This is a genomic window from Micromonospora maris AB-18-032 (genome assembly GCF_000204155.1).
Lineage (GTDB): Bacteria > Actinomycetota > Actinomycetes > Mycobacteriales > Micromonosporaceae > Micromonospora > Micromonospora gifhornensis.
Map to the genome: position 1 here is coordinate 6042015 of NC_015434.1, position 12859 is coordinate 6054873.

Here is a 12859-nt window from a genome sequence, read left to right on the forward strand (position 1 = left end):
TACGTGTCAACGCCCGTGAAGCCGTTCCTTGACAACTCCACAGCGACACACAAAAGCAACCGGCCAGCAGGAAGGAGCCTCACTATGCCCACCCGTCCCCGACCCCTGATCGCGGTCCGCCTCATCGGACCGACCGCCACCGTCACCGCCCACGCCGCGACCATCGCGGCCCAACTCACCGCCCACTACGGCCACCAGCGGGTCACCTGCCGCACCAGCACCCGCCCCGCCGGCTACAGCGGCGAAAGCCGCGCCTACATCACCCTCACCAGGAAGGAGCCCCGATGACCCCACCCGCCACCCCGGAACCGCTCTGGGAAATCGAAGACGTGTCCGCCTACCTGCGGGTCCCCGTGCAGACGCTCTACCAGTGGCGCAAACGCAAGTACGGCCCACCCGCCGCCCGTGTCGGCCGACACCTGCGCTACGACCCCGACGTCGTGCGCGCCTGGTTCGCCGAGCAGTCCAAGGCGGCCTGACATGGCCCACATCGTTGACCGCTGGTACCGCAGCATCGTCGGCCCCGACGGCAAAACCCGGCAGGAACCCAAGCCCGAATGCGGACAGGGAATGCGCTACCGGGTCCGCTACATCGCCCCCGACGGCAAAGAGAAGTCGCAGTCCTTCCCCGACCGGAAGAAACGCGAGGCACAGGCGTTCCTCGCCAACGTCCAGGCCGACATCCTCAAAGGAACGTACGTCGATCCCGACGCCGGCCGCACCACCTTCAAACAGTACGCCGACGAATGGCTCGCCGCCGCCACCACCGACATCCTGACCCGCGACCGTATCGAGTACGAACTCCGACTGCACGTCTACCCGGTCCTCGGTCACAAGCCGATGGCCTCGATTCAACCCGCCACCATCCGGGAATGGGCACGCCGGATACAGGAGTCCGGCTTGTCAGTCGGTTACCGCCGGGTCCTCTTCACGGACGTGTCGATGATTTTCAACGCTGCCGTTGATGACCGAAAGATTGTCAGCAACCCTTTCTCGGCCAAGAGCATCCGTCGGCCCAAACCCGCCCCCACCAGGGTCGTGCCGTGGTCCGTCGACCGGCTGGCCGCGTTCCGCGAGAACCTGCCTCTCCGGTACCGGGTGGCGGTGGACCTGGGCGCGGGCTGCGGCCTACGGCAGGGCGAGATCTTCGCGGTCAGTCCCGGCGACATCGACCCGACACGGCCGGTTCTACACGTCACCCGTCAGATCAAGCTCGTTCGCGGCGTGCTGATCTTCGCTCCACCCAAGGGCGGCAAGTCCCGGGAGGTCCCCCTGCCGAGTTCGGTCGCGGGCAGGCTCCGGAAACACGCTCAGGACTGCCAACCTGTTGCGGTGACGCTGCCGTGGGGCTCTCTGACCGGCGAGCCTCGGACCGTCGAGCTGTACCTGACGAACCCGGCCGGGACGGCGCTCACGCGCTCGATGTTCAACTCCGGAGTCTGGAAGCCGGCGGTCCGCGCGACAGGCATCCCCGACGACCGGCACAACGGAATGCACGTACTCCGGCACACCTACGCCTCGGTACTGCTCGACGCCGGAGAGAGCATCAAGGCCCTGTCGGCGTACCTGGGCCACGCCGACCCCGGCTTCACCCTCCGGACCTACACGCACCTGCTGCCAGCCAGTGAGGACCGCACCCGACGCGCCATTGACAGGGCACTCGGCGAGGACCAGGCCGACAACGACTCCAGCGCCACTGACGGCCTGGAGACGGCATGATCATGGTTCAGCGGCCCTACCAGCGCCCGAAAGTGCAGGTCAAAGGTGATTTCGTCACTACTTCCAGCGGAAGTGGACGAAGAGGCGGCCGAAGTTCTTGGAGTCCTTTTCGACCCGGTGGTAGAGCTGCTTGACGTCCTTCTGGTCGAGAAAGCGCAGCACCCGCTTCTTGAGTTGGCCGGAGCCCTTGCCGGGGATGATCTCGACGAGGGTGGCCTTCTTCGCCACCGCCTCGTCCATGATCCCGCGCAGCGCGCGGTCGATGTCGTGGCCCTTGTTGAAGATGTCGTGCAGGTCCAGCTTCAGTTTCATGCCGCGTCCACCGTCCGGTCGGTTCCCTTGGGAGCCATGGTAGGCAGGGCGGTGGCCGGTCCGGACGCGCCGAAGGGGCAGCCCGTGCGGGCTGCCCCTTCGGATCTGCCGGTGCTCAGCGGGCGCGTGCGCCGAGCCGGGTCTCGACCCGCCGCAGGGCGGTCGTGTAGTCGTTGTTGGCGTTGTGCATGGCCGCCGCGATGCGCAGGTGACGCAGCGCGTCGGTGTGCCGGTTGAGCCGTTCCAGCGTCCGGCCCAGCACGTGGTGGGCGTAGTGGTCGCTGGGGTTGCGGTCGACCAGCTCCCGCAGGTGCTCCTCGGCGCGGCCGAGCTGAGCGGACTGGAAGTACGCCCGGGCCAGCAGCTGCCGTACCGCCGCGTTGTCCGGCTCGGCCTCGATGATCGGTTCGAGCAGCCGGGCCGCTCCGGTCGGGTCGCCCGACTCGAAGAACAGGGTCGCCCGCCGGTACTCGGTCAAAAGATCCACTCCGACCACCCCTTCCGTGCCGCAGCACTGTCCCGACGCTGGCACAACACCGGACGTACCGCGAGTGTTCCCCGGCCGCTCCTTGCGGGCCCCGGCGGCGGGCGAGGGGCCCTTACACGGGGGCGAGGTCCCAGGCGCGGACGCCGCCGACGATGCCGGCGCTGTTCGGGACCACGACCACGTCGTCACCCATCCGGGCGAGCTGTTCGGGGCGGATCAGTCGGGAGTTGCCGCCGCCGAGGTAGAGCCGGTCCCAGCGGAACACCGGGCGCAGCCCCTCCACCACCTGCCGGATCCGCCGGGACCAGAACGCGTCGCCCAGGCGACGGCGTTCCGGTTCGCCGACGTACGTGTCGTACGTCGTGCCCCAGCGCACCGGGGCGTGCGACAGCTCCAGGTGCGGGGCGAGCCGCCCGCCGTCGAACAGCGCGCTGCCCAGCCCGGTGCCGAGGGTCAGCACCAGTTCGCAGCCGGTACCGGCGACCACCCCGGCACCGTGCACCTCGGCGTCGTTGAGCACCAGGGTGGGCAGCCCGAACGCGCCGGCGAGGGCGGTGCGCGCGTCGTACCCGGACCACTCGGCGAGCAGTGTCGGGTCGACGCGGCTGCGAGGGCCGGAGCGGGTCACGTAGTGCGGGGTGGCGACCACCACGCCGTGGCGGATCATGCCCGGCATCCCGACCGTGACCCGGTCCGCCGACGGCAGCCGGGTCCCCAGGTCGAGCAGGGTCTTGACGAACAGTTCCGGCGGCAGCGGGTACGGCGTGGGCACCCGCAGCGGTTGCGCCCGCATGGTGCCCGCGCCGTCGAGCACGGACGCCTTGATCCCACCGCCGCCGCAGTCGATCGCCAGAGTGGTCTGCACGACCGTGAGTCTGCCTCGTGCGCCGCCGGCTGGCACGGCAGGTCACCGCAACCACCCCCGACCGACAGGCGAAGCCGGCGGCAGGTGGGCGACGAGGGACGGGCCGGGAGGTTAATCCGGCGACCACTGACGGGTCCACGGGTAGGCTCGGCTGCTTGTGAGCGCCACGTTGATCGTCAAGGATCTTGCCGCCGGGCACGGGGACCGGAGCCTGTTCACCGGGTTGGACCTGGTGGTGGCTCCGGGTGACGTGATCGGCCTGGTCGGGCCCAATGGTGCGGGCAAGTCGACCTTGCTGCGTACCCTTGCCGGGTTGTTGCCGGTGGAGGCCGGCAGCGTCACGGTGAGCCCGCCCGGCGCGAGCATCGGGCACCTGCCGCAGGAGCCGGATCGGCGACCCGGCGAGACGGTACGGGCGTTCCTGGCGCGGCGCACCGGGGTGACCGGCGCGCAGGCCGCTCTCGACGCGGCGACCGAAGCGCTGACCGCCGGTACGCCGGGCGCGGACGACGCCTACGCGGACGCCCTGGAGCGCTGGCTCGGCCTGGGCGGGGCGGATCTGGACGAGCGGGCCGAGGAGGTCGCCGCCGAGTTGGGGCTCACCGTCGACCTCGATCAGGAGATGACCGGCCTCTCCGGTGGTCAGGCGGCCCGCGCCGGGCTGGCCTCACTGCTGCTCAGCCGGTACGACGTGTTCCTGCTCGACGAGCCCACGAACGACCTGGATCTGGCCGGGCTGGACCGGTTGGAGCAGTTCGTCACCGGGTTGCGGGCCGGCACGGTGCTTGTCAGTCACGACCGGGAGTTCCTGTCCCGCACGGTGACCCGGGTGCTGGAGTTGGACCTGCATCAGCAGCAGGTCAACCAGTTCGGCGGCGGGTACGGGGCGTACCTGGAGGAGCGGGAGGTGGCGCGCCGCCAGGCACGCGCCGAGTTCGAGGAGTACGCCGACACGAAGGCGTCGTTGGAGGCGCGTGCCCGGACCCAGCGGTCGTGGATGGACAAGGGTGTCCGCAACGCCCGGCGCAAGGCCACCGACAACGACAAGATCGGCCGCAAGTTCCGCTCCGAGGCGAGCGAGAAGCAGGCCGCGAAGGCCCGGCAGACCGAGCGGCTGATCGAACGGTTGGACGTGGTGGAGGAGCCGCGCAAGGAGTGGGAACTGCGGATGGAGATCGCCGCCGCACCCCGCGCCGGCGCCGTGGTGGCCACCCTCCGCGACGCCGTGGTACGTCGGGGCGAGTTCACTCTCGGGCCGGTGAACCTGCAGATCGACTGGGCCGACCGGGTGGCGGTGACCGGGGCGAACGGGTCCGGCAAGTCGACCCTGCTGGGTGCCCTGCTCGGCCGACTGCCGCTGACCGGCGGTCAGGCCGCGCTCGGCCCGGGGGTGGTGGTGGGCGAGGTGGACCAGGCCCGAGGGCTGTTCCTCGGGGACGTACCCCTGTTGGACGCCTTCCGGGCGGCCGTACCGGATCTGTCGCCCGCCGACGCGCGGACGCTGCTGGCCAAGTTCGGTCTGCGGGCGCAGCACGTGCTGCGCCCGGCCGCGACGTTGTCGCCCGGTGAACGCACCCGGGCCGCCCTGGCGTTGTTGCAGGGGCGCGGGGTCAACCTGCTGGTGCTGGACGAGCCGACCAACCATCTGGATCTGCCGGCCATCGAGCAACTGGAATCGGCGCTGGACAGCTACCCGGGCACGCTGCTGCTGGTGACCCACGATCGACGGATGCTCGACGCGGTACGCCTCGACCGCCGGCTGGAGGTGACCGCCGGGCGGATCGTGGAGTCCTGAGCCGAGGCGCGCGGCATCTTCTGGGACATCCGACGCATACCGGTCACAGATCCGGGTAACGGGCGGCCGGAGGTGGCCTGGATGGTGGCGTTGGCACACACTCCGCCCTCGGCCGAGCGGCTGCGGGCGGTGGACGGATTCCTCACCGAGGCGTGGGCGGACCAGGTCGGTCACGACGATCGACTGCGCTCGCTGCGGGTCGAGGTGCGCTTCGACCGGGGTGTCGCCCACCTGACCGGGGAGGTCGACGAGCCGGCGCAGCTACGGCTGGTACGCGACCAAGTCGGCCGGCTGGCCGGGGTCTTCGGCATCTGGTGCCGGGTACGGGTGGGCGGGCGCGATCCGGTGGTGGTGGACCTCGGGTGCGGGGCCACCAAGCAGTGGCCGGGCAACCTGGGTCTGGACATCTTCCCGGCGCCCGGGGTGGATGCGGTGGCCGACCTGTCGGGTTCGCTCCCGCTCGCCGACGGCTCCGTGGATGTGCTCTTCGCGGTGCACATCCTGGAGCACCTGATCGACTTCCTGCCGCTGCTGGACGAATGCCACCGGGTGCTCCGCCCGGGCGGCGTACTGCACGTGATGAGCCCGTGGTGGGGCCACGTGAACGCGGTGGCCGATCCGACTCATGTCCGCCTGCTGGACGTGCAGACGATCAAGGGTGTCTGCGTCATGCGTCCACCGGGCACACCCCGCTGGTATCCGCTGCACGCCGGCACCGACGGCGCCTCGATCTTTGCGGACCTGACCCCGCTCGGGCCCGATGACGAGGGCCCTTCCCCCACCCATCTGGCCCGCTTCTTCGACTAGGCCGGCACGCCACGCTGGTGGCGAATGCCCCGGGAGCACCTGGCTCCCGGGGCATTCGTCTGTTTCAGCGCAGGTCATCAATATTTCCCGCGAGTAACACCCAGCCGCCAGCGCATTGATCGACACTGATGAAGCCGGTGACTCACCGGTAACCACCCGTCCACCGCACACCCCCAGCGGAGGTCCCCCTCGTGCTCAAACGACTCGCCACCCTCCTCACCTCGGGCATTCTCGCGCTGCTCACCGCGTTCGCCACCGCCTCCCCCGCGGCAGCGGCCGTCACTCCGGCACAGAAGCTGTCCGTGCTGTCGAGTTGGACGCAGACCAGCGTCAGCAGCTACAACGCCTGGAACTCGGCCCGGCAGAACCGCGCCGCCTGGGCGGAGTACAAGTTCGACTGGTCCACCGACTACTGCTCGTCCAGCCCGGACAACCCGCTCGGATTCAACTTCTCCCTCTCCTGCTTCCGGCACGACTTCGGCTACCGCAACTACAAGGCGGTCGGCCAGTTCAGCGCCAACAAGTCCCGCCTGGACAGCGCCTTCTACGAGGACCTGAAGCGGGTCTGCGCCACCTACAACTCCGTCGTCCGGCCGGCCTGCACCAGCCTCGCCTGGACCTACTACCAGGCCGTCTCCATCTTCGGCTCGGTTGCCGCCGTCGAACAGGCCGACATCGACCGGGCCGCCCGGATGAAGGCCGACGCCGAGCGCCACGCCCGACTCTGACCGCGTACCGGCACCGGGTCCCCGACCGGGGCCCGGTGCCGGTGTGAACAGGGTGAGACGAACCGCTTCAGGCGTGTTCGCTGTGGCGATCGGCAGCGGCAGCCGACTGGCGGGGCACACCGGCGCCGGCCCGTCCCGCGAAGCGCGCGGAATCGGCCGCCAGGTCCGGATGCTCGACACCGAGCGCCAACGCGACCGCCTCGTCCAGGCCGAACTCGGCACCTTCGCCGTACGCCTCGTCGAAGGTGGCGTCGCCCAGGACGCGTCGCAGCGCGACCTGCTGCTGTGTCCAGTAGGCGTCGTAGATCCCGGGCGTCGAGCGCAGACTCGCCCGGGTCGCCTGCGCCGCACCGAACAGACGGGCCGCGGTCAGTGGCGCACCCCCGACGGCACAGCGTACGGCGATGGCGTTCAACGTGTCGCAGGCGCGGCCGTGGAAGCCGTGGTTCATCCGGGAGCGCAACGCCGCCAGCAGGTGCTCGTGTGCGGCCACCAGGTCACCGCGGGCCAGGGCGACCATGCCGAGGAGCATGTCCACCGACCGGCGGCCCCGCTCGACCGGCCGGGCCGCCTCGACCGGTCGGGCCGCACCGAGCAGCTCCGCTGCCTCGTCCAACGCGCCGCGCAGCCACAGCAACTCGGCGAGCCGACACACGGCGAACAGCGCCTCGGATTCCACCCCCTGGTCGTGCGCCCAGTCGATGACCTCCCGGCAGATCCGCTCGGCCTCGGCGAACTGCCCCATGTCGACGAGCGCGGCGGCCCGTCCGGCGAGCACCCGGGCCAGCAGGCCGACGTCGCCGGCCTGCCGGGCCGCCGCCTCCGCCCGCTGCGAGTACCGCAGCTCCTCGGCGTACTCGCCGTCGGCGCCGGCATGCAGTGAGTGCAGGTGGTACGCCGCCGCCAGCTCCCCCTCCGGGATCACCTCGCCGGTCTCCGCGATCCGGCTGTACAGGCGGAACAGCCAGAGCCGACCCTCCCGCGCCAGCCCACGCTCACGCCACCACTGCTCCAGGCCGCCGGCCAACCGCAGCCCGATCCGGGCGCTGCCACCGGTGGCACACCAGCGCAGGGCGGCGCGCAACTCACCGGCCAGGGGATCCAGCGAGTACAGCGACAGGGTCACCGGTTGCCCGTCGGCGCCGAGATGGGCCTGCTCCAGAGCGTGCACGGACCAGGCCACGTGCCGGTTCCGGGCGTCCTGCTCCTCGCCGGCCTCGATCAGCCGGCGGGCCGCGTACGCCCGGATCGGATCGAGCATCCGGTAGGTGTAGCCCGAGGCGTGCGGCTCGGCCAGGACCAGGGACTTGTCCACCAGCACCGAGAGCGGGTCCAGTGGATCGTCGCCGAGCAGCCACTCCACCGTGTCGAGATCCACCGGGCCGGCGAAGACCGCCAGCCAGCGCAGCAGCCGCGCGGCGCGTGGGCCGAGCGTCCGGTACGACCAGGTCACGGTCGCCTGCATGGTCAGGTGCCGTTCGACCGCCGTCCGCGCCGACCGCTCCGGCCGGTCGTGTTCGGCGGCTCCGGCGCCGTCACCCCAGCTGCCGACCGGCACACCGGCGGCCGACGACGGTGGGTCGTCCCGACCGGCGTCGAGGGTGCCGAGCACATCGTCGAGCCGTTCGGCGAGCTGCCCGACCGAGAGCACCCGCAGTCGGGCGGCGGCCAGCTCTATGGCCAGCGGCAGACCGTCCAGCCGCCGTACCACCCGACGCAGGTCGGCAGACTCCGCCGGATCCGGCTGTCGGCCGCCCCGGGCCGCCGCCGTACGGTCCAGCAGCAACGCGACCGCATCGCTCTCGGTACCGTCGGGGGACGGGTCGACCGACAGCGGCGGGATCCGCCACACCACCTCACCGGGCAGCGCCAGCGGTTCCCGGGTGGTCGCCAGCACGCGGACCCCACCCCCGCCGGCCAGCAACCGGGTCACCACGTCCGCGCAGGCCGCCGGTTGGGCGTCGCAGGTGTCCAGCACGATCAGCATCCGGCGGTTGGCCGCGTACTCCACAAGCGTGTCGACCATGGGGCGGCCCGGCTCCGGACGCAGCCCGAGCACGGCGGCGATCGCGAAGGCCACCAACCCCGGGTCGGTGACCGAGGCGATGTCGACGAACCAGACACCGTCCGGGTATTCCTCTACCAGGTCGGTGGCGAGTTCCACGGCCAGCCGGGTCTTGCCACCGCCACCGGCACCGAGCACGGTGACCAGGCGATGCCGGGCGACAAGCTGGCGGAGCTCGGCTCGCTCGGCCTGCCGGCCGATGAACGAGGTGACCTGGACAGGCAGGTTGTGCGCTTCCGCGTCGGCGGTACGCGGCCGCGGGAACTGCAGCTCCAGTCCGGCGGCGACGAGTTGGAAGAGGCGTTCCCGGTCGTCGAAACCGCGCAACCGGTGCAGCCCGAGGTCGAGCAGGGACGCACCGGCCGGCAACGGATCGGCGTGCTGCGCGGTCGCCGCCGAGCAGAGCACCTGACCGCCATGGGCGGCGGCGGCCACCCGGGCGGCCCGATGCACCTCGGGGCTGGCGTACTCGCCGTCGCGGGGCTCGGCCCAACCGGTGTGCAGGCCCATCCGTACCCGGGGCGCGGCCTCCGGGGTGGGCCATTCGTGTTCGCGCAGCGCACGTTGGGCGGTCAGGCATGCGGTCAGGGCGGCACCGGCGTCGCCGAAGGCCAGGAAGAACGAGTCGCCCTCGGTCAGCAGTTCCGCCCCCTCGGTGGCGGCGATGGTGCGGCGCAGCAGCCGGCGGTGTTCCGCCAGCACCGGCCGGTATCCGGGGCCGAGCAGCTGTGCCAGTCGGGTGGAACCCTCGATGTCGGTGAAGACGAACGTCACCCAGCCGCTCGGGAGGTGGATCCGTGACGACACCCGTGGCACCTCCCCCCTGGCCTCGACCTCATACTTCACGAAGCCGAATCGTCACGCATCGCGAGAACGGTCGGCCGAGGCTACGCCCCAAGGTGCCATCAGACCGGGCGTCCGGGCAAGACAGTCATCATCCTTTTCAGCAACTGACGCTGCAAAAAACCGTACGGAAGCGGGCTAACAACCGCAGCTGCCACCGCAGCAGCCACCACCGGACGGCGCCGGCGCGGCACCGGCCGCACCCGCACCACGGCCGGTGACGGCGATGGTGGAGAGCAGCTTGACCGTGTCGGTGTGCCCCGCGGGGCAGGACGCCGGCTCACCGGCCTGGGCCATCGGGCGGTTGACCTCGAAGGTGTCGCCGCAGGCGCGGCAACGGAACTCGTACCGGGGCATGACATCAGGGTACGACCGGACCTGACGTCCACCGGAACATGGGTGATACTCGACGGGTGGCAGACGGCGACGAGAGCACCCCCCTACGCCCCCTCCGGCCGGCCACGCCGCGCGCCGGATCCGACGTCGCAGCGGACCGGCCGACCCGCAGGCTGCCGCGACCTCGCCGGCCCTGGCTACGCGCCACCGAGCCGACCAGCGAGCCGGCGAGCGAGGCACCCGCGCCACCCAGCGCTGACGCCGGTGCCGAAGCTGTCGACGTCGCGCCCACGGCTCAACAACCGGCCGCACCCGACAAGTCCGACAGCGACACTCCACAGAGCAGCGCCGCCGAGGCCGCCCCGAGCACCAAGGTCGACGAGAAACCCCCGGGCGAGGCAGCCAACCGACCCGCCGACAAAGCCGAAGACGAGCCGGCGGACAAGGCCGAAGGCAAGCTGGACGGCAAGGCTGGAGACGAGCCGGCCGACCAGACCGAGAGCAAGCCGGTCGGCGAAGGTTCGGCGGTGGCGTCCACGCCGGAGGGTGGGGCGTCGGGTGCTCGACGTCGGCGGACGCGGTTCGCGCACGCCGTACGCCTGCCGGGTCCGCGCGCCGCGGCTCAAGCGACCCGGGACTGGTCGCGGCGGCCGAGTGGCCGACTGACCCTGCCCGGGGTGTTCCTCCTCGCGCTGGTGGCGGCCACCGCCACGGTCGGCGCGATGCTGGTGCCGGCGACCATCGGCGCACAGCGGCCGGTCGCCGCCGACGCCACCGCGGGCGGGACCGCCGGCGACCTGCCGCCGACGAACGAGGCGCCACCGACCGGTGCGTTCCCGCCGCCCGACGCGACGCTACCGCCGGGCGTGGTGCCGCCGAACGCACCGGGCGCCACCGCGTCACCCGGTGGCCTGCCGGTGGGGGGACGACCCTCCGACGCACTCGCCGGTTGGGCCCGGGAGGTCGGCGCCAAGGCCGGCATCGACCCGATCGCCATGCAGGCGTACGGCTATGCCGAGCTGGTCCTCGCCGAGACCAACCGCAGCTGCGGTCTGAGCTGGACGACCCTGGCCGCGATCGGCTTCGTCGAATCACGCCACGGGCAGGCCAACAACGCAACCCTGGGCGCGGACGGTCGAGCCGTACCGGAGATCATCGGCCTGCCGTTGGACGGCCAGGGTGGCCGGATGCGGATCGCCGACACCGACCGAGGTGAACTGGACCGGGACACCACCTACGACCGGGCCGTCGGGCCGATGCAGTTCATCCCGACCACCTGGCAGGAGGTCGGCACGGACGCGGACAACGACGGCCGCAAGGACCCGCACAACATCCACGACGCGGCCCTGGCCGCCGGGATCTACCTGTGCAAAGGCAACCGCAACCTGACGATCCCGGGCGACTGGTGGAACGCCATCCTGTCGTACAACAACGTGCGGCCGTACGCCCAGGACGTGTTCAACACTGCCAACAGGTACGGACAGGCCAGTCGTACGTGAAGTGATCGTCCCCATACATTGGAGAACTGGACACTTCCCCCAGGCTGCTCTTGACGGCAAGCTAGACGGGTGATGGTGCGCGAGTGGGACCCCAGGAACGCGTCGTCCGCCGAGATCGCGTCGCTGCTGGACACGTTGAACGCGGTCCTGGCGACCGATCTCCCGCAGGATCCGCCATGGCGCGAGACCTGCCTGCGGGAATATCTCGCCGAGGTGATGCCGGGCGAGCGGCGGATTTCCTGGGTGGCCCAGGCCGAGCCGGCCGCCGACGGCACCCCGGGGCCGATCCTGGGGCATGTGCACGTGCTGCTGCTCGGCAGCATCGGTGTGCTGGAAGTGCTGGTGCACCCCTCCGTCCGGCGCGGCGGGCTCGGCCGGGAGCTCGTCCTGCGCGCCGCCCGTCGGGTCTACCAGGAGGGCTTCGAGTCGATCGGGGTGGAGGTGGTCGGCGGGACGCCCGCCATCGCCTTTTACGAGTCGCTGGGCTTCGCCCGAGAGTACGTCGAGACTCGCAGCGTGCTCGACCTCTCCGGCGTCGACTGGGCCGAACTGGCCGAGATGTCCACCGGGGTCGGGGCGGGCTACCACGTCCAGTTCCACCCGGGTGGGCCACCGGACGAGCTGATCGAGGCGTACGCGCGGGCCAAGGCCGAGATCCGGGACATCGAGGACGGCGAACTGCGGCCGAGTTCGTACGATCCGCAGCGGCTCCGTGACAGCCTGGACTGCCTGCACCGACGCGGCATGAAGCCCTACATCGTGCTCGCCCTGCACGAGCAGACCGGCGAGGTGGCGGGGCTGACCGAGGTGGTGGTGCCGGTGCAGCACCCCACCCGTGCCGACCAGTACGACACGATCGTGGTGCAGGACCACCGTGGCTACGGCATCGACCGGGCGATCAAGGCCCGGATGCTGCTGGAGCTGCGCTCGACCGAGCCGCAGCTGACCGAGGTGCAGACCTGGAACGCCCAGGCCAACGAGACGATGCTCAAGGTCAACGCCGAGCTGGGTTACCGACCGGACCGCGAGTGGTGTGAATACAGCGTGGACGTGGCCGACCTGGTGCACCGCCTCGACAGCTCCCGCTGAGCGGGCTCAGAAGCCTCCGCTTCCAGTCCCGCTGAGCGGGGGTCAGTAGCGCCCGCTTCCAGGGTCCGGAGGCGGGGGCACGTTGCGATACTTCGCCACCCGCACCTCCCACTGGCTGCGCCGCCGCCGGGCCTCCCGATCGGCGGGGCAGCGATGGAACGTCTCCGGCGGGCGAGCCACCTCGACCCGCGCAACCGTCGACGGGGCAACCTTCGCGAAACGGGCCATCCGCAGCTGGCTGAGCCCGACGATGCGCCGGGCCCGACGCACCAGACCTGCGATGGGGAACGACCCGAGCGTAGGACCCTTGTCCG

Annotated in this window: 13 protein-coding genes; 8 read left to right on the plus strand and 5 right to left on the minus strand. The window is 71.1% G+C overall.

What is annotated here, in order from left to right; all coding sequences use genetic code 11:
* Positions 1-84 precede the first annotated feature (84 nt).
* The 3 genes from VAB18032_RS26755 to VAB18032_RS26765 all read left to right on the plus strand — a co-directional run bounded on the left by VAB18032_RS26755 (position 85) and on the right by VAB18032_RS26765 (position 1719).
* Positions 85-288 carry a hypothetical protein gene (locus VAB18032_RS26755; protein WP_013736057.1) on the plus strand — a complete coding sequence of 68 codons (204 nt, stop codon included), beginning with the start codon at positions 85-87 and terminating at the stop codon, positions 286-288.
* Positions 285-479, plus strand: a complete 195-nt coding sequence (locus VAB18032_RS26760; protein ID WP_013736058.1) for a helix-turn-helix domain-containing protein — start codon at positions 285-287, stop codon at positions 477-479. Before VAB18032_RS26755 ends, VAB18032_RS26760 begins: the two co-directional genes overlap by 4 nt.
* Before the next feature lie 91 nt (positions 480-570).
* Positions 571-1719, plus strand: a complete 1149-nt coding sequence (locus VAB18032_RS26765) for a tyrosine-type recombinase/integrase (protein WP_415878022.1) — start codon at positions 571-573, stop codon at positions 1717-1719.
* 57 nt (positions 1720-1776) lie between these two features.
* On the opposite strand, the gene VAB18032_RS26770 is transcribed toward VAB18032_RS26765, so the two are convergent.
* The 3 genes from VAB18032_RS26770 to VAB18032_RS26780 all read right to left on the minus strand — a co-directional run bounded on the left by VAB18032_RS26770 (position 1777) and on the right by VAB18032_RS26780 (position 3383).
* Positions 1777-2031, minus strand: a complete 255-nt coding sequence (locus VAB18032_RS26770; RefSeq protein WP_013736060.1) for a Smr/MutS family protein — start codon at positions 2029-2031, stop codon at positions 1777-1779.
* 115 nt (positions 2032-2146) lie between these two features.
* Positions 2147-2518, minus strand: a complete 372-nt coding sequence (locus VAB18032_RS26775) for a tetratricopeptide repeat protein (protein ID WP_013736061.1) — start codon at positions 2516-2518, stop codon at positions 2147-2149.
* Between the two features lie 112 nt (positions 2519-2630).
* Positions 2631-3383 carry an ROK family protein gene (locus tag VAB18032_RS26780; RefSeq protein WP_013736062.1) on the minus strand — a complete coding sequence of 251 codons (753 nt, stop codon included), beginning with the start codon at positions 3381-3383 and terminating at the stop codon, positions 2631-2633.
* Between the two features lie 157 nt (positions 3384-3540).
* Here VAB18032_RS26780 and VAB18032_RS26785 point away from each other — a divergent pair, with 157 nt between their 5' ends.
* The 3 genes from VAB18032_RS26785 to VAB18032_RS26795 all read left to right on the plus strand — a co-directional run bounded on the left by VAB18032_RS26785 (position 3541) and on the right by VAB18032_RS26795 (position 6713).
* Positions 3541-5178, plus strand: coding sequence for an ABC-F family ATP-binding cassette domain-containing protein (locus tag VAB18032_RS26785; protein ID WP_013736063.1), 1638 nt, complete (start codon positions 3541-3543; stop codon positions 5176-5178).
* Between the two features lie 81 nt (positions 5179-5259).
* Positions 5260-5985 (plus strand): methyltransferase domain-containing protein, encoded by a 726-nt coding sequence (locus VAB18032_RS26790; RefSeq protein ID WP_013736064.1) that lies wholly within the window; start codon positions 5260-5262, stop codon positions 5983-5985.
* A gap of 191 nt (positions 5986-6176) precedes the next feature.
* The gene (locus VAB18032_RS26795) at positions 6177-6713 is read left to right on the plus strand and encodes a phospholipase (RefSeq protein WP_013736065.1); all 537 of its coding nucleotides are present in this window, start codon (positions 6177-6179) and stop codon (positions 6711-6713) included.
* A gap of 67 nt (positions 6714-6780) precedes the next feature.
* Here the strand turns inward: VAB18032_RS26795 and VAB18032_RS26800 are convergent, their stop codons facing one another.
* Together VAB18032_RS26800 and VAB18032_RS26805 are read right to left on the minus strand one after the other, a co-directional pair.
* Positions 6781-9585, minus strand: a complete 2805-nt coding sequence (locus VAB18032_RS26800; RefSeq protein WP_013736066.1) for an ATP-binding protein — start codon at positions 9583-9585, stop codon at positions 6781-6783.
* 174 nt (positions 9586-9759) lie between these two features.
* Positions 9760-9978, minus strand: a complete 219-nt coding sequence (locus VAB18032_RS26805) for an FmdB family zinc ribbon protein (protein ID WP_013736067.1) — start codon at positions 9976-9978, stop codon at positions 9760-9762.
* 38 nt (positions 9979-10016) lie between these two features.
* Between VAB18032_RS26805 and VAB18032_RS26810 the strand changes: the two genes are divergently transcribed.
* Both VAB18032_RS26810 and VAB18032_RS26815 read left to right on the plus strand, forming a co-directional pair.
* The gene (locus tag VAB18032_RS26810) at positions 10017-11456 is read left to right on the plus strand and encodes a lytic murein transglycosylase (RefSeq protein ID WP_415878008.1); all 1440 of its coding nucleotides are present in this window, start codon (positions 10017-10019) and stop codon (positions 11454-11456) included.
* Positions 11457-11528: 72 nt separating this feature from the next.
* Complete coding sequence (locus tag VAB18032_RS26815; protein WP_043722003.1) at positions 11529-12545, plus strand: GNAT family N-acetyltransferase; 1017 nt, start codon at positions 11529-11531, stop codon at positions 12543-12545.
* The last annotated feature ends 314 nt before the right edge of the window (positions 12546-12859 follow it).